This is a genomic window from Mycobacterium sp. IEC1808 (assembly GCF_002101935.1).
Classification (GTDB): Bacteria; Actinomycetota; Actinomycetes; order Mycobacteriales; family Mycobacteriaceae; genus Mycobacterium.
Map to the genome: position 1 here is coordinate 54,345 of NZ_LQPV01000022.1, position 16,019 is coordinate 70,363.

The 16,019-nt window shown below is 67.6% G+C and carries 14 protein-coding genes and 1 pseudogene; 8 read left to right on the forward strand and 7 right to left on the reverse strand.

What is annotated here, in order from left to right; translation table 11 throughout:
* Nucleotides 1-26: 26 nt before the first annotated feature.
* Nucleotides 27-1,181, forward strand: coding sequence for an alpha/beta fold hydrolase (locus AWB92_RS14175; protein WP_085186501.1), 1,155 nt, complete (start codon nucleotides 27-29; stop codon nucleotides 1,179-1,181).
* On the opposite strand, the gene AWB92_RS14180 is transcribed toward AWB92_RS14175, so the two are convergent.
* A complete protein-coding gene (locus tag AWB92_RS14180) occupies nucleotides 1,178-1,924 on the reverse strand; it encodes a DUF5666 domain-containing protein (RefSeq protein WP_085186503.1) in 747 nt (248 codons plus the stop codon). The two genes, AWB92_RS14175 and AWB92_RS14180, sit on opposite strands and share 4 nt — an antisense overlap.
* A gap of 78 nt (nucleotides 1,925-2,002) precedes the next feature.
* Nucleotides 2,003-2,635 (reverse strand): DUF5666 domain-containing protein, encoded by a 633-nt coding sequence (locus tag AWB92_RS14185; protein ID WP_241523454.1) that lies wholly within the window; start codon nucleotides 2,633-2,635, stop codon nucleotides 2,003-2,005.
* Here AWB92_RS14185 and AWB92_RS30530 point away from each other — a divergent pair.
* Complete coding sequence (locus AWB92_RS30530) at nucleotides 2,619-2,795, forward strand: hypothetical protein (RefSeq protein ID WP_241523455.1); 177 nt, start codon at nucleotides 2,619-2,621, stop codon at nucleotides 2,793-2,795. The two genes, AWB92_RS14185 and AWB92_RS30530, sit on opposite strands and share 17 nt — an antisense overlap.
* Before the next feature lie 52 nt (nucleotides 2,796-2,847).
* Here the strand turns inward: AWB92_RS30530 and AWB92_RS14190 are convergent, their stop codons facing one another.
* Both AWB92_RS14190 and AWB92_RS31060 read right to left on the reverse strand, forming a co-directional pair.
* On the reverse strand, nucleotides 2,848-4,677 hold the full coding sequence (locus AWB92_RS14190; protein ID WP_085186505.1) for an acyl-CoA dehydrogenase: 1,830 nt from the start codon (nucleotides 4,675-4,677) through the stop codon (nucleotides 2,848-2,850).
* A 77-nt stretch (nucleotides 4,678-4,754) separates the two neighbouring features.
* Nucleotides 4,755-5,834, reverse strand: coding sequence for a PE family protein (locus AWB92_RS31060; RefSeq protein ID WP_085186507.1), 1,080 nt, complete (start codon nucleotides 5,832-5,834; stop codon nucleotides 4,755-4,757).
* A gap of 176 nt (nucleotides 5,835-6,010) precedes the next feature.
* On the opposite strand from AWB92_RS31060, the gene trxA reads away from it, so the two are divergent.
* On the forward strand, nucleotides 6,011-6,400 hold the full coding sequence (gene trxA / locus AWB92_RS14200) for a thioredoxin (protein WP_346962953.1): 390 nt from the start codon (nucleotides 6,011-6,013) through the stop codon (nucleotides 6,398-6,400).
* On the opposite strand, the gene AWB92_RS14205 is transcribed toward trxA, so the two are convergent.
* Entirely contained in the window at nucleotides 6,397-7,839 is a 1,443-nt protein-coding gene (locus AWB92_RS14205; protein ID WP_085186511.1) for a condensation domain-containing protein, read from the reverse strand. The two genes, trxA and AWB92_RS14205, sit on opposite strands and share 4 nt — an antisense overlap.
* A gap of 340 nt (nucleotides 7,840-8,179) precedes the next feature.
* Here AWB92_RS14205 and AWB92_RS14210 point away from each other — a divergent pair, with 340 nt between their 5' ends.
* The 4 genes and pseudogenes from AWB92_RS14210 to AWB92_RS14225 all read left to right on the forward strand — a co-directional run bounded on the left by AWB92_RS14210 (nucleotide 8,180) and on the right by AWB92_RS14225 (nucleotide 11,675).
* Complete coding sequence (locus tag AWB92_RS14210) at nucleotides 8,180-8,893, forward strand: GAP family protein (RefSeq protein ID WP_085186513.1); 714 nt, start codon at nucleotides 8,180-8,182, stop codon at nucleotides 8,891-8,893.
* Nucleotides 8,894-8,917: 24 nt separating this feature from the next.
* Complete coding sequence (locus tag AWB92_RS14215) at nucleotides 8,918-9,727, forward strand: enoyl-CoA hydratase (RefSeq protein WP_085186515.1); 810 nt, start codon at nucleotides 8,918-8,920, stop codon at nucleotides 9,725-9,727.
* Between the two features lie 21 nt (nucleotides 9,728-9,748).
* Nucleotides 9,749-11,376, forward strand: a pseudogene (locus tag AWB92_RS14220) (ABC-F family ATP-binding cassette domain-containing protein).
* A 92-nt stretch (nucleotides 11,377-11,468) separates the two neighbouring features.
* Complete coding sequence (locus tag AWB92_RS14225; protein WP_085186517.1) at nucleotides 11,469-11,675, forward strand: helix-turn-helix domain-containing protein; 207 nt, start codon at nucleotides 11,469-11,471, stop codon at nucleotides 11,673-11,675.
* 38 nt (nucleotides 11,676-11,713) lie between these two features.
* Here the strand turns inward: AWB92_RS14225 and AWB92_RS14230 are convergent, their stop codons facing one another.
* Both AWB92_RS14230 and acnA read right to left on the reverse strand, forming a co-directional pair.
* Complete coding sequence (locus AWB92_RS14230) at nucleotides 11,714-12,295, reverse strand: TetR/AcrR family transcriptional regulator (RefSeq protein ID WP_068108368.1); 582 nt, start codon at nucleotides 12,293-12,295, stop codon at nucleotides 11,714-11,716.
* A gap of 12 nt (nucleotides 12,296-12,307) precedes the next feature.
* Nucleotides 12,308-15,118 (reverse strand): aconitate hydratase AcnA, encoded by a 2,811-nt coding sequence (acnA, locus tag AWB92_RS14235; protein ID WP_085186519.1) that lies wholly within the window; start codon nucleotides 15,116-15,118, stop codon nucleotides 12,308-12,310.
* Between the two features lie 153 nt (nucleotides 15,119-15,271).
* Between acnA and AWB92_RS14240 the strand changes: the two genes are divergently transcribed.
* Entirely contained in the window at nucleotides 15,272-15,811 is a 540-nt protein-coding gene (locus AWB92_RS14240; RefSeq protein ID WP_085186521.1) for a DUF6676 family protein, read from the forward strand.
* Nucleotides 15,812-16,019: the final 208 nt, after the last annotated feature.

The window sequence follows — 16,019 nt, forward strand, 5'->3', positions numbered from 1 at the left end:
GTCAACTTGCGATAAGGGGATTGGCCATGCGATTCATGTTCGACACCGACGAGTCGTTCTCGTTCGAGACGTTGCGGGCCGTCGGATACACCGTCTACGGCGGGGCGGACATCGGTGAGGTGATGGCCACCGCGGCGCGGATCACGCCCGGCGACCGGGAGTCCTGGCACCGGGAATGGAGGGCGCTGGCGGACCGGATCGCCGGCATCGCCGACGATTGTGCCGCCAAGGGTCACTCCGCCAGCGCCGGCAGCGCCTACCTGCGGGCCGCGAACTACTACCGGACTGCTGAGTTCTACCTGCGCGACGACCCGGTCAACGACCCGCGGGTGGCGGACACCTCGGCGCGCGCGATCGAGGCGTTCCGGGCCGCACCCGAGGTCCGCGAGCATTGGCGGCGCGTCGGCATCCCCTACGAGGGCATCGAGCTGAGCGGCTACTACCTCAATGTCAGCGGCGACGAGCCCGGGCCGACGCTGGTCGCGCACGGCGGCTTCGACTCGACGGTCGAAGAGATGTTCTTCGCCGCGGGGGAGGCGGCCCGCAGGCACGGCTGGAACTGCCTGATCTTCGAGGGCCCCGGCCAGGGGGCGGCGCTGCGGGTCCACCAATTGCCGTTCCGGCACGACTGGGAGGCCGTGGTCACCCCGGCGCTCGACTTCGCCGTCACGCTGCCCGGGGTCGACGTCGACCGGATCGCGCTGCTTGGGATGAGCATGGGCGGCTACCTCGCCCCGCGGGCGGCGGCGTTCGACAAGAGGATCGCCGCGTGCGTCGCCTACGACGGGGTCTTCGACTTCGCCTCGGCGCTGCCGCCCGCCGCGGTGATCGACGCGGCGATCGCCCACCCCGACCAGGTGCCGACGTCCCTACGCTGGGCGCTGCTCAACGGCCTGTGGACGCTCGGCGTGGCGGACATCCGGGAGTTGGCCGACGCGTTTGCCAAGTACGACCTCACGACGGTCGTTGACCAGATCACCTGCCCCACTCTGGTCTGCGAGGCCGAGCAAGACCAGTTCTTCCAGGGGCAGCCGCAGAAGCTCTACGACGCGCTGCGCTGCCCGAAGACGCTGCTGAAGTTCACCGCCGCCGAGGGCGCCGAAGAACACTGCCACGAGGGCGCGATGACCCTGTTCCATCAGCGGTTGTTCGACTGGCTCGACGAGACGCTCGTCGGCTAAAGGTGGAAGGGGAGGTGGGGCAGGTGCAGGTGGTGGTGCGGATGCCCCATCGGCGGGCATGTCTCGAGGCTGATGGTCATCGCGTGCAGTACGCCGGCGTCCTGAGTTCCCTGCGCCCCCATGCACTTTCCGTTCGTGATCGCCTGGGCGTCCGAAGCCGTCTGCTTCTGATAGGACGTCGTGTCCGCGACGGTCACGTTCGTGGGCGTCGGTTGGGGGCCGATACCGCTGACCGCGATCGTGTTGCCGGAAACCGAGCTGACCGTGCCATAAAACCCGGCGGGCGGCGGGCACTTGCCGTCGACGGCCGGGGTGACCGTCACCGATTGGGCGGTGACCGCGCCGGGGGTGGGCGCGCTCTGCGGGGTGGCGCGCACGTTGACGCAGCTGCCGGGGGTGACGTCGGCGAGCTGGGCCGGCGAGGTCTCGACGACCCGGGTCTGCGGCGTGAAGTCCACGGTGGCAGACCCGGTCCGCGTCCTGAGCTGGATCGTGCCGCCGGACACCGACTGGACTAGGCCCTCGACGTAGTCCTTGGCGGGAGGCGGCGGAGCGGGGGCCGGCGGCGGCACCGGGGCGGCGGCCGGGCTGCGCGGGGTCGCCGTCACGGTCGGTTTCCCGGTGGTGCCGGTGTTGCTTGCAGTGCCACCCGAGTGGCACATGGCGACACTCAACGCGATGAAAGCCACGACCGCGACGAGCGCGATCTGGGCCAGCCGAGGCTTAACCGTGCTGGCAGACATCGACGCGGCTCCGATCGTGAGGCGGGTGGGAGCGGGGTACCCGCTCGCACCCGAATATTCACTCTCCCGTAACCGGGATCACCCGCGCGGCTTGCCCGGGCACTTCCCGTCAACGGCCGCCCGCACGTTGATGCTGGTCGCCTGGAGCGTGCCGCCGTTGTCCAGGCTGCCGCGCGCGTTGATGCACTTGCCCTGCGCGATCGCGTCGGGTGTGGCGGTCGCCAGCTTGGAGTACTTGGTCTGATCGTCGACGGTCACGGGCGTCTGCGTGCTGTTACCGCTGGCGTCGGTGCCCGCGACGGTGATGGTGTTACCGGTCACCGACGCGACCGAGCCCAGCAACGGCTTTGGCTTGGCGGGCGCCGGCGACGGTGAGCCGGAGGGCGGCGTGGTGGTCGAACCCTGACCGGACCCTTTGGCCGGCGGGCAGGTGCCGTTGACGGAGGGGCTGACGCGGACCGACGCCGCGGTGGCCGGCTGCCCGCTCTGGATCTCCTTGGTGGGCCGCACAGTGACGCAGCTGCCCTGGGTGACGTCGCTCAGCGTGGCCGGAGCGACCTCGGTGATCTTGGTCGTGGACGTGAAGTTGATGGCGGCGTTGCTGTTGTCTTCTTTCGTGACCTGGATCGAGTTGCCCGCGACCGACGCGATCAGCCCGCTCACCTTGGCCTCGCCCTGGGGCGGTGCCTGCGAGGTGGCGGTCGAGGTCACCGTCGACGTGGAGGTGGATGTCGACGTCGGAGCCGATTGGTTCGACGAACCGCAGGCGGCGACGGACAGCGCGGCGGCCCCCGTGACGGCGAGGATGGCGAAGCGGGTGAGTCGAGGAGCGGGACAGCTTGCTGATATCAACGTTTTCCCCCATTCGTGAGTTGGACCACGAAAAGGTGTACCCGCTCGAGCTGTGCCGGAACTGTGAAGCGTCAGAACGCGTCTTCGGAGACCCGCATGATGTCGTCGTCGATCGATTCGAGGACCCTGCGCTGCGCGGTCAGCCTGGGCAGCATGTTCTTGGCGAAGAACTTCGCCGTCGCGATCTTGCCCTGATAGAAGCTCTTGTCGCTCGCGGAGGGCGCGTCGGCCAGCGCGGCGTGAGCGATGCCGGCCTGCACCAGCAACCGCCAGCCGATGAGCAGGTCGCCGACCGCGAGCAGGTAACGCACCGATCCCAGCCCCACCTTGTAAATCTCGGTCGGGTGCTGCGTGGCCGACATCAGGTAGCCGGTCAGCGCGCCCGTCATCGCGGTGACCTCGTCCAGCGCGGTCTGCAGCAACTCGGCCATCGGTTTCAGGTCGCCGTCGCAGACGTCGATGGTGTTGCTGATCTGCGCCACCACGAACTGCAAGGCCGCGCCGTGGTCGCGAACGATCTTGCGGAAGAAGAAGTCGAGCGCCTGGATCGCGGTGGTGCCCTCGTAGAGCGAATCGATCTTGGAGTCGCGGATGTACTGCTCGAGCGGGTAGTCGACCAGGAAGCCCGAGCCCCCCAGCGTCTGCAGTGATTCGGTCAGAACCTCATAGGCCCGCTCCGAGCTCACCCCCTTGACGATCGGCAGCAGCAGGTCGTCGATGCGGTGCGCCATGTCGGCGTCGGCACCCGAAACCCGTTGCGCCACATCGGGATCCTGATGCGCGGCGGCATACAGGTAAAGCGCCCGCAGCCCCTCGGCGTACGCCTTCTGGGTCATCAGGCTGCGACGCACGTCGGGGTGGTGGATGATCGTGACACGCGGCGCGGTCTTGTCGGTCATCTGGGTGAGGTCGGCTCCTTGCACGCGCTCCTTGGCAAACGCCAGCGCGTTCAGGTAGCCCGTGGACAGGGTGCCCGCGGCCTTCACCCCGATCGTCATGCGGGCCTGCTCGATCACGGTGAACATCTGTGCGATCCCATTGTGCACGTCGCCGACCAGGTAGCCGACGGCGGGCACGTCGCCGTCGCCGAAGGTCAACTCGCACGTCGGCGAGGACTTGATGCCCATCTTGTGTTCCAGCCCGGTGACGAAAACGCCGTTGCGGGAACCGAGTTCGAACGTTTCGGGGTCGAACAGATACTTCGGCACATAGAACAGGCTCAATCCCTTGGTGCCCGGGCCGGCGCCCTCCGGCCGGGCCAGCACGAGGTGGAAGATGTTCTCGGCCGTCTCGCCCACGTCGCCGCCGGAAATGAACCGCTTGACGCCCTCGATGTGCCAGGTGCCGTCGGGTTGTTGGATGGCCTTGGCGCGGCCCGCCCCGACGTCGGATCCGGCGTCGGGCTCGGTGAGCACCATGGTGGCCTGCCAACCGCGCTCCACACCCATTGCCGCCCAACGCTTTTGCTCTTCGTTGCCCTCGACGAAAAGCGCCTGGGCCATGAAGTAGCCCAGGCAGAAGAAGTTCGCCGAGGGGTTAGCGCAGATAATCATCTCGTTGACCGCCCACACCAGCGGCGCCGGCGCCGACATGCCGCCGATCTCCTCGTCCAGGTTCAGCCGCCACCATTCGGCGTCCTTGATCGCCTGGACCGTCTTGGCCAGCTCGTCCGGCACGCTGATCGAGTGTGTGGCCGGGTCGAACACCGGCGGGTTGCGGTCGGCGGCCGCGAACGACTCCGCAACCGGACCCTCCGCCAGGCGAGCGGCCTCGGCCAGGATCGTTCGGACGGTGTCTTCGTCGAGGTCGCTGTAGCTCCCGGTGCCGAGCACAGTGCCCAGTTCGAGAACCTCGAATAAGTTGAACTCGAGATCGCGGACGTTAGCGATGTAGTGTCCCAACGCGATTCCCTCCCGCCCGATAGGTCAGCGCCAAGTCTGTCGGACGCGGGAAAACGTACGCAACCGTAAGTAGGCCGCTAACCGGGCGCGCCGTTCATGCCGAACAGGAGCCCGCGCTGGCCGCCGGTGCCATTCGGAGTGCCGCCGTTGCCACCGTTGCCGATCAAAATGGCGTTGCCGCCGTTGCCGCCATTGAGAATGGCATTGCCGCCGGCCCCGCCGTTGCCGATCAGCCCGGCCTGGCCACCGGGTCCGCCGATGCCGCCCATCGGGGCGGCTCCGCCTGCACCGCCGTTGCCGACGAAAACCCCACCAGGGCCGCCGGCACCCGCCTGGCCGGCATTGAATTCGACCCCTCCGGTGCCGCCGTTCCCGAATAGGAAGGCCCTGCCGCCGTTGCCGGCGCCGCCGAGGGAGCTGCCGCCCCCATCGCCGCCGTTTCCGTACAGAAGTCCGCCGTTGCCGCCAGCCCCGCCGGCCCCCATGCCGTTGGGGCTGGTGCCGCCTGTGCCGCCTGCTCCGAATAACAAAGCGGAACCTCCGAGGCCGCCTGAGCCACCGCCGCCCCCGCTGTTGCCCCCGGCGCCACCGCCGCCGAAAAACAGCCCGCCGGTGCCGCCGGCGCCGCCGTTCGCTCCCAGCCCGCCCACACCGCCGGCTCCGCCGAAACCGAACAGGCCCGCATCTCCACCCCGGCCACCGCCCTGGCCGACGTTGCCATCCGCGCCACGCCCGCCGTTGCCGAACAGGATTCCGCCGGCCTCGCCGTTCGCGCCGGGCGTCGCGCCGTTGTTCCCGTTGCCGATCAGGGGGCGGCCGAGTAGCAGCCGGGTCGGCTCGTTGATGAGGTCGAACAGCGGCTTGAGGGGGTTGGTGCCGGCGGCTTCGGTGGCGGCGTACGCTGCCGCGCCGCCGAGCAGGTTTTGCACGAATTGGTCGTGAAACGCCGCGATCTCGGCGCTGAGCGCCTGATAGCTCTGGCCGTGCGCGTCGAACACCGCGGCGATCGCGGCGGACACCTCATCGGCCGCGGCGGCGGGCACCGAGGTCGTCTGGGCCGCCACTGCGGAATTGACCTCGTTAATTGCCGAACCAATCCGGGCGAGATTCCCGGCTGCCCCTGACACCAACTCCGTATCCGCGACCAGAAATGACATCCCGCACCTCCCGGTGATGCGTCAGCGACTGCAGAATCCTATCGCGTATTCAGCAGCTGTGGAGTACGAAGTTATTTGCTGTCGTCGGGTGGATTTGATGGCTCAGGCAGACGACTCGCGTCGCATTTCGGGCCCGCGGCTTGGATTGCTGCCCAGGTGAGAGCAAACGCGGGAACATCACGTCAGTTACCAACGTTAAGCGCACTGTGACTACACGCGATCTCACTGCTGAGCAGTTCAACGAGACCATCGAGGGCAACGACATCGTGCTGGTCGACTTCTGGGCCTCCTGGTGCGGCCCATGCCGCCAGTTCGCCCCGACGTTCCAGGCGTCCTCGGAGAAGCATCCCGACATCGTCTACGCCAAGGTGGACACCGAGGCCGAGCAACAGCTCGCGGCGGCCGCCCAGATCCGGTCCATCCCGACGCTGATGGCCTTCAAGAAGGGCAAGCTGCTGTTCAACCAGGCCGGCGCACTACCGGCATCGGCCCTCGAGGACCTGGTCCAGCAAATCAAGGCCTTCGACATCGAGGCGGCCGAGGCCGCCCAGTCCGAGCAGGCCTAAACCAGTTGCCGCTGCAGCGCGGCGACGTCCCACAGCGGCGCCCCGCCGCGGCCTTCGGCGACGCGGAGGTAAATCGACTTCAGCGTCTCGAGGTAACGCGTAACCGACTCGCGGGCGACCGGGTTGTCGGGGAAAAACACCATGGCATGCGTTTCCTTTTCATACCGATTGACGCGCAAGTCGAATCGAGCCGGGACCCCGCCGTCGTGATGGATCTTGATGTTCGAACCGCCCCATTCCGACTTCACGATGGTGGACAGGGGAGGGCTGCTGGCATCGAGGTGGAACAGCAACGGAACGCGCCCCTGCGGCATCCGCAGCCACGGCGCAAGTTCCAGCACGCGAGAGAACGGCACGTTCGCCAGGGCCTTGCCCGAATCGAACGACTGCTGCGCGGCGCGCACGGCGGCACCGAACGATGACGAGCCGACGGGGATGGTGATCGGGACGAAGCCGGTGAACCAACCGATCGTCAGGAACTCGTCCCGAGAGCTCCGGGTATCGCACGCGACAAGACCGTAATACGTTTCAGCGCCGGTCAATTCGTATTGCGCGAGGGCCGCGGAGGCGAACACGCCGCCGCTGAAACGGCCGCCCGCTGCTATGCACGCGTCTTCGAAATCGGCCGTCTGCTGTTCGTCCATCAGCCGGACGAACATCAGGTCGCAGGCCCCCGACCCGTCACCCAGCGACACCGGGCATTCCGGCAGGGTGCCGTCATTCTGTTCGAAGAAGTCCACCCAGGCCTGCACCTGCGGGGAATCCAGCGTCAGGGCCGAGGTGTATTCGTGTTGCTGGACACAGTATTTCTCGTAGCTGCCCGCGGCCGGAAGCGCCGGCGGCGCGCCGCCGGCCAGCAGCGAGGTATACATCAGATACAGCTCCATGCGGATCGCGCCGAGAAACTGCGCGTCGATGTAGAGATGGTCGATGCTGAAGCAGAAAGTGAAGTGATCCGCGCGCTGGATTACCGCAAAGCGGAAGCAATCCCATTCCAGCGGGCTCGGGGTGGCCACGATGTGCTCGCGAAATTCCTCCGGCGTCATGTCGTCGTGCTTGACCGGAACGCATTGGATATCGGCCGGATTGCGAACCGTGTGGCGCAAAATCCGGTCACCGTCGGCAAACTCGAACCAGCTGTGATACGTGTCATGCCGGCGAAGATGCGTGTTGATGACGTAGGTCAGGACCCGGATGTCGCAGCGGCCGGCCATGTCCCAGCTGCCGATGCACAGCCTCGACATGTCGACCCCGCGGGCGGCATGGTCAACGAAATTGCGCAGGTGGCGGGCTTGTTGGTGGCTGGCCGGGACGGCGCTGATCGGGGCTTGCCGGACCTTGTTGAGCGAGGCCGGCGAAGGATGCCAGCACACGACCGCCCCCGGGTCTGGCAACCAGTCATGGATTGCCCCGAACGCCTCTTCGCCTGGGATGAACACATTCCCTCCCTAGTCTGCTTCATCGCCTGGACACAGCGGATTCATAGCTCTACCATTGCTTTGCCGAACGGCGTTCCTACCTCCACTGGCCGGATCCGGTTGCGGGACAGCACATTTGAGCGCCAGTGCCCCGCTTTTGTCGCCCGCGCAAGACATCTCAACGGGCCGTAGCTGACACGCGCCCAATGGTGGCTAAAGATAGCAGACCAAACCAAGCGCCGTGGGGCGTTTCGACGACATTTAACGTACGGTCGCGTACCGAAACCCGACCCGCGGGCCCGCGGCGCAATCGCGCCGAAGTACGAACGCGACCCTGCCCGTTCCCGGTAGAGTCGCGCCCATGTGGGGCACGGTGCTGGCATTGGCACTGGTCGCGGGGGTAGACCCGGGACGACTCGGCGTCGCCCTCTTGCTATGTTCGCGGCGACGGCCCGTGCTCCATCTTGTTGCACTCTGGCTGGGCGGGCTGGCGGTCGGCGTGGCCCTGGCCCTGGGCGCGCTCGTCGGGTTGCACGACGTCGTGCTCGGGGTGATGGATCGGGTGGAGGTCGCCACGTCGAGTTCCACAGCGGGGCGGATTCAGGTCGCGATGGGCGTGCTCGCGCTGGTGATCGCCGCGTCGATCGCGATCGGTGGTTCGGTGCGCCGCCCGGTGGCGGTGCCCGCCGGCGCCCCGCTTCACCAGGCCGAACCCACGGCGTTCTCGCGGATCTCGGCGCGCGCCCTGCAGGCGCTGCAGGCCGGCCCGCCCTGGATCACCTTCCTCGTCGGGGTGGGGTTGACGACCGACTTCCGCTACCTGGCCGCGCTCACCGTCATCCTGGCCTCCGGGGCCGCCCTGGGCACCCAAATTAGCGCCGCCGCGGCGTACACGCTGGTGGGCCTGGCGTTTGCTGAAATCCCGCTGGTCTGCCATTTGGCGGCGCCGGCCCGGACCGGTGCGACGATGTCGCGCGTGCACGACTGGGTGCAGGCCCGTAGGCGGGCGGTCCTCGGGATCGTGGTGGCGGTCCTGGGCGTTTTCCTGATGACGACCGGCCTGGGCCACGTCTGACCCAGCACGCGTTACCTTTCACGGGTGAGCCTGGTACTGGTAGAGCAACCGCGGCCCGGAGTCGCGCTGATAACCCTCAATCGGCCCGAACGGATGAACTCCATGGCCTTCGACGTCATGGTGCCGCTGAAAGAGGCCCTCGAGAAGGTCACCTACGACAATTCCGTGCGCGTCGTGGTGCTGACCGGAGCGGGCCGAGGGTTCTCCGCGGGCGCCGATCACAAGTCCGCGGGCACCGTGCCGCACGTCGCCGGGCTGACCCGCCCGACGTACGCGCTGCGGTCGATGGAGCTGCTCGACGACGTGATCCTGGGGCTGCGGCGGTTGCACCAACCGGTGATCGCCGCGGTCAACGGCCCCGCCATCGGCGGCGGCCTGTGCCTGGCCCTGGCCGCCGACATCCGGGTCGCCTCGACCAGCGCCTACTTCCGGGCTGCGGGCATCAACAACGGCCTGACCGCCAGCGAACTGGGGCTGTCCTACCTGCTGCCCAGGGCCATCGGGTCGTCGCGCGCGTTCGAGATCATGCTGACCGGCCGCGACATCAGCGCCGAGGAGGCCGAGCGCATCGGGCTGGTGTCCTGCCAGGTGCCCGACGCCCAGCTGCTGGACACCTGCTACGCGATCGCCGCGCGGATCGCAGCGTTCTCGCGCCCGGGAATCGAGTTGACCAAGCGCACGCTGTGGAGTGGACTCGACGCCGGTAGCCTGGAGGGGCACATGCAAGCCGAAGGCCTAGGACAGCTCTTCGTCCGCCTGCTCACCGCCAACTTCGAGGAAGCGGTTGCCGCGCGCGCGGAGAAGCGGCCGCCGGTTTTCACCGACGACAAATAGCCAGCACACGAGGGAGCGGATGTGATCACGGCCACGGACCTCGAGGTCCGCGCTGGAGCGCGCATCTTGCTCTCACCCGACGGCCCGGACCTGCGCGTGCAGCCCGGCGACCGCATCGGGCTGGTGGGTCGCAACGGGGCGGGCAAGACGACGACTCTGCGCATCCTGGCGGGCGAGAGCCAGCCCTACGCCGGATCGGTGGCCCAGATCGGCGAAATCGGTTATCTCCCACAGGATCCCAAAGAGGGTGATCTCGACGTCCTGGCCCGCGACCGGGTGCTGTCGGCGCGCGGATTGGACGTGCTGCTCACCGACTTGGAGAAGCAGCAGGCGCTGATGGCCGAGGTCGCCGACGACGACGCGCGGGACCGCGCGATCCGTCGCTACGGGCAGCTGGAGGAGCGCTTCGTGGCGTTGGGCGGCTACGGCGCCGAGAGCGAAGCCGGCCGCATCTGCGCGAGTCTCGGCCTGCCGGAACGGGTGCTGACGCAGAAGTTGCGCACGCTGTCCGGCGGGCAGCGCCGCCGCGTGGAGCTGGCGCGCATCCAGTTCGCCGCATCCGATAGCGGCGCCGGGTCGTCCACCACCCTGCTGCTGGACGAGCCGACCAACCACCTCGACGCGGATTCGCTTGGCTGGCTGCGCGATTTCCTGCGGGCGCACACCGGCGGGCTCGTGCTCATTAGCCACAACGTCGAGCTGCTCGCCGACGTCGTCAACCGGGTGTGGTTCTTGGACGCGGTGCGCGGCGAGGTCGACGTCTACAACATGGGCTGGCAGAAGTACCTCGACGCCCGGGCGACGGACGAGCAGCGCCGCCGCCGCGAACGAGCCAACGCCGAGCGCAAGGCGGCCGCGCTGCGCACCCAGGCCGCCAAGCTGGGCGCCAAGGCCACCAAAGCCGTTGCGGCGCAGAACATGCTGCGCCGCGCCGACCGGATGATGGCGGCGCTCGACGAGGAACGGGTCGCCGACAAGGTGGCCCGCATCAAGTTCCCCACCCCGGCCCCGTGCGGACGCACGCCACTGGTCGCCAAGGGGCTTTCCAAGTCGTACGGGTCGCTCGAGGTGTTCAGCGGTGTCGACCTGGCCATCGACCGCGGCTCGCGTGTGGTCGTGCTGGCCTCAACGGGGCGGGCAAGACCACGCTGCTGCGCCTGCTGGCCGGCGTCGAGACCCCCGACAGCGGGGCGCTCGAGCCCGGACACGGTTTGCGGATCGGATATTTCGCGCAGGAGCACGACACGCTCGACAACGACGCGACGGTCTGGGAGAACATCCGGCACGCCGCGCCCGAGTCTGGTGAGCAGGAGCTGCGGGGCCTGCTCGGCGCGTTCATGTTCAGCGGTCCGCAGCTCGACCAACCGGCGGGGACGCTCTCCGGCGGCGAGAAGACCCGGCTCGCGCTGGCCGGCCTGGTGGCCTCCACGGCCAACGTGCTGCTGCTCGACGAACCCACCAACAACCTCGATCCGGCGTCGCGCGAACAGGTGCTCGACGCGCTGCGCAGCTACCTCGGCGCGGTGGTACTGGTGACCCACGACCCGGGCGCGGCCGAGGCCCTCGACCCGCAACGCGTCGTGCTCTTGCCCGACGGCACCGAGGACTACTGGTCCGACGACTACCGGGATCTCATCGAACTGGCCTGATTTCGCCAAATCGGCCCGCGGCCGGCGACGGCTTCTTACTCTATGTGCTTGGGGATCGAGCCCACAGCATGGAGGGGACGTTGAAGAGCGCAGTGCGCAAGCCGAAGAAGACGCGCGAGCAGATGTTGCACGAACTGCGCAACGCCTACGAGGGCGGCGCCAGCATCCGCAACCTGGCGGCCACCACCGGCAGGTCGTACGGATCGGTTCACAGCATGCTGCTCGAGTCCGGCACCACGCTGCGCGGCCGCGGCGGCCCCAACCACACTTCGGCCCGGCGCCAGTCCGCGCGGGCGTAGCGTCACTGCGAAAGTACGTCCCCTCATTCGCAGTGGCGTTACGCTTGCGCCCCAGACTCCTTGCGCCGCACCGACTTTTCCACCAGATCGAGGACCGCGGACAGCCGGCGCGGATCCTCACCGGATGCCAGCCGGGCCACCAAGCCGTCGAGCACCAGTTCTAGGTAACACTGCAGGACGTCGCCGGGAACGTCGTCGCGCACCCGGTGCGCCTCCTTTTGCCGACGCAGCCGATCGGTGGTCGCCGCCGCCAGTTCCGCGGAGCGATCCGCCCAGCCCTGGCTGAAAACCGGATCGTTGCGCAGCTTGCGCGCGATCTCCAGCCGGGTCGCTAGCCAGTCGAATTGGTCGGGCGCGGCGAGCATGTCGCGCATCACCTGGATCAGCCCCTCCCGGGACGCCACGTCGGCCATCCGCTCGGCGTCCTCGTGCGCCAGCGCGAAGAACAACGCGTCCTTGTCGCGGAAGTGGTGGAAGATCGCGCCGCGCGACATCCCGATCGCCTTCTCCAGCCGGCGCACCGTGGCCTTGTCGTAGCCGTATTCGGCGAAGCAATGGCGGGCACCGTCGAGGATCTGGCGGCGGCGAGCCGCCAGATGGTCCTCGCTGACTTTTGGCACAGGCGGCGACGGCTATGACTTCAGCATGTTGCGCAGCACATACTGCAGGATGCCGCCGTTGCGGTAGTAGTCGGCCTCGCCGGGGGTGTCGATTCGCACCACCGCGTCGAACTCGATCGGGTCACTACCGTCCTTGGTGGCCTTGACCTTCACCGTCTTCGGGGTCTTGCCGTCGTTGAGCGCCTCGATGCCGGTGATGTCGAAGACCTCGGTCCCGTCCAGCCCCAAGTCGCCGGCGGCCTTGCCCTCCGGGAACTGCAGCGGGATGACGCCCATGCCGATCAGGTTGGACCGGTGGATGCGCTCGAACGACTCGGCGATCACCGCCCGCACCCCCAGCAGCAGCGTGCCCTTGGCCGCCCAGTCGCGTGACGAGCCCGACCCGTATTCCTTGCCGCCCAGCACGACCAGCGGAATGTTCTGTGCCGCATAGTTTTGCGCCGCGTCGTAGATGAACGCCTGCGGGCCGCCGTCCTGGGTGAAGTCGCGCGTGTAGCCGCCGGCGACATCGTCGAGCAACTGGTTGCGCAGCCGGATGTTGGCGAAGGTGCCGCGAATCATCACCTCGTGGTTGCCGCGCCGCGAGCCGAAGGAGTTGTAGTCCTTGCGGTCCACGCCGTGCTCGTCGAGGTACTGCGCGGCGGGCGTGCCCGGCTTGATGCTGCCGGCGGGGGAGATGTGGTCGGTGGTCACCGAATCGCCCAGCAGCGCCAGCACCCGGGCCCCGGAGATGTCCTTGACCGGCTCCGGGTCGGCCGACATGCCCTCGAAGTACGGGGGCTTGCGCACGTACGTCGAATCCGGGTCCCACTCAAAGGTGTTGCCGCTGGGGGTCGGCAGGTTGCGCCAGCGCTCGTCACCCTTGAACACGTCGGCGTAGTTCTTGGTGAACATCTCCTGGCTGATCGCCGAGGCGATGGTGTCGGAGACGTCCTTCTGCGACGGCCAAATGTCCTTTAAGTAGACCTCTTTGCCTTCCTTATCAGTACCGAGCGGCTGCTGATCGAAGTCGAAGTCCATGGTCCCGGCCAGCGCGTACGCGACCACCAGCGGCGGCGACGCCAGGTAGTTCATCTTCACGTCGGGGTTGATCCGGCCCTCGAAGTTCCGGTTGCCGCTCAGCACCGCCGCCACCGAAAGGTCGTTGTCGTTGATGGCCTTTGAGATCTCGTCGGGTAGCGGGCCGGAGTTGCCGATGCACGTCGTGCAGCCGTAGCCGACGAGATAGAAGCCGAGCTTCTCCAGGTACGGCCACAGGCCGGCCTTGTCGTAGTAGTCGTGGACCACCTGGGAGCCGGGCGCCATGGTGGTCTTCACCCACGGCTTGGACGCAAGCCCCGTCTCGACGGCATTGCGCGCCAGCAGCGCCGCGCCCAGCATCACCTCCGGGTTGGAGGTGTTGGTGCACGACGTGATCGCGGCGATCACCACGGCACCGTGGTCGAGCACGAACTCGCCGCGCTCGTCAGAGCGCACCGTCACAGGGTTGCTCACCCGGCCCTTCGCGTGCTTCGCGGCCGACTCCACCTTCGGGGCGTCGTCGGCGTGCCCGTTCTCCAGCGCACCCGGGTCGCTCGCGGGGAAGGACTCGTCGACCGCCTCGTCCAGCTTCGAGTAGTCCTTCTTGTCGGGGTCGTCGCCGACGTAGCTCGTAATCTGCTCGCGGAACGTCGCTTTCGCCTCCGACAACGCGATCCGGTCCTGCGGGCGCTTGGGGCCGGCGATCGACGGCACCACGTCGGACAGGTTGAGTTCGAGGTATTCGGAGAAGGCCGGCTCGTGCTTGGGGTCGTGCCACATGCCCTGCTCCTTGGCGTACGCCTCGACCAGTGCCAGCTGCTCGTCGGTGCGCCCGGTGAAGCGCAGGTAGGAGATGGTCTCCTCGTCGATCGGGAAAATGGCTGCGGTGGAACCGAATTCGGGGCTCATGTTGCCCAGGGTGGCGCGGTTGGCCAGCGGCACCTCGGCCACGCCCTCGCCGTAGAACTCGACGAACTTGCCGACCACGCCGTGCTTGCGCAGCATCTCGGTCACCGTCAGCACGACGTCGGTGGCCGTGACGCCGGCCTGGATCTCACCGGTCAGCTTGAAGCCGACGACCCGGGGGATGAGCATCGACACCGGCTGGCCAAGCATCGCGGCCTCGGCCTCGATGCCGCCCACGCCCCAGCCGAGCACGCCAAGGCCGTTGACCATCGTGGTGTGCGAGTCGGTGCCCACGCAGGTGTCGGGATACGCCACCCCGTCGCGGTCCATCACGACGCTCGCCAGGTACTCGATGTTGACCTGGTGCACGATGCCGGTGCCCGGCGGCACCACCTTGAAGTCGTCGAAAGCGCCTTGCCCCCAACGCAAGAACTGGTAGCGCTCGCCGTTGCGCTGATACTCGATCTCGACGTTGCGCTCGAACGCGTCGGCGGTGCCGAACAGGTCGGCGATCACCGAGTGGTCGATCACCAGGTCGGCGGGGGCCAGGGGGTTGACCTTGGCCGGGCTGCCGCCGAGGTCGCCGATGGCCTCGCGCATGGTGGCCAGGTCGACGATGCACGGCACGCCGGTGAAGTCCTGCATCACCACGCGGGCCGGCGTGTACTGGATCTCAATGCTGGGCTCCGCCTTGGGATCCCAGTTCGCGATGGCCTCGATGTGGTCCTTGGTGATGTTGCTGCCGTCCTCGTTGCGCAGCAGGTTCTCGGCCAGCACCTTGAGGCTGTAGGGGAGTTTCTCGGTATTGGGGACGGCGTCCAGGCGGTAGATCTGGTAACTCTTGTCGCCGACCTTGAGGGTGTCGCGGGCTCCGAACGAGTTCACAGAATCAGTCACTTCAACTCCCAAGGATTAAGTTCTTCCGCCGACGGGCCATGTCGGCGGTGCGGTACCACTTTAACAGTACGCTTGTCCTGTATTACGGCGGGTGCCCCTAGTCCCAGTCTTGTCGCGCGCGGCGCGGGTTGAAAGCCCCATTACAGTGTCGGCATGACCGGGCACCCGATCCTGCCGCTCTACATTCCGGTGGACGTCGACATGACCGCGATCAAGGCGCAGGTCGCCGCCACTGGCGTCAGCGCCCCGCCGGCCGCGATGCCTGGCCTGCTCGACATCGTCAACCAGGCGCACGCCGATGGCATCAACCTCAAGATCGTGCTGCTCGACCACAACCCGCCGAACGACACCCCGCTGCGCGACATCTCCACCGTCGTCGGCGCCGACTATCACGACGCCACCGTGCTGACCTTGAGCCCGAGCTACGTCGGCACCTACAGCACGCAATTTCCGCGCGTGACGCTCGAGGCCGGCGAGGACAACGCCAAGACGGGCAACCCGGTCGTCTCGGCGCAGCATTTCCTGCACGAGTTGAATACGCCCGAGTTCCCCTGGACGGGCTTGACCATCTTCCTGCTGATCGCGGTGTTCGCGGCGGCCGTGGGCACCCGATTCCTGCAGTTGCGCGCCAAGCACGCAGCAACGCCGGCCGAGGCGCCGGGCACGACGGCGGAACCGCCCGAGGGCGCCTAGTAACGGCGTCTGACACGCGCATCCGGCGCGGGTCAACTGATGGGGCGGTCGGCCCGGACTCTGCGCGGCAAACACCGCAGGTCACCGTTCGGTCACATTAAACGCACGTCAAGAGTGCAGTTTGTGACTAGCGTTTCCACCGCGTCATATGTGACGTACGGTGCAAATGGTGCTCGTGTTGTTTGTGGCGTCTTCAGAAAGGCCGTGC

What these genes read in the sequence shown, in the direction of transcription:
- AWB92_RS14175 (WP_085186501.1), top strand. Translation starts at nt 27, where the DNA reads ATGCGATTCATGTTCGACACCGACGAGTCGTTCTCGTTCGAGACGTTG.
- AWB92_RS14180 (WP_085186503.1), bottom strand. Translation starts at nt 1,924, where the DNA reads ATGTCTGCCAGCACGGTTAAGCCTCGGCTGGCCCAGATCGCGCTCGTC.
- AWB92_RS31060 (WP_085186507.1), bottom strand. Translation starts at nt 5,834, where the DNA reads ATGTCATTTCTGGTCGCGGATACGGAGTTGGTGTCAGGGGCAGCCGGG.
- AWB92_RS14210 (WP_085186513.1), top strand. Translation starts at nt 8,180, where the DNA reads ATGTGGGGCACGGTGCTGGCATTGGCACTGGTCGCGGGGGTAGACCCG.
- AWB92_RS14240 (WP_085186521.1), top strand. Translation starts at nt 15,272, where the DNA reads ATGACCGGGCACCCGATCCTGCCGCTCTACATTCCGGTGGACGTCGAC.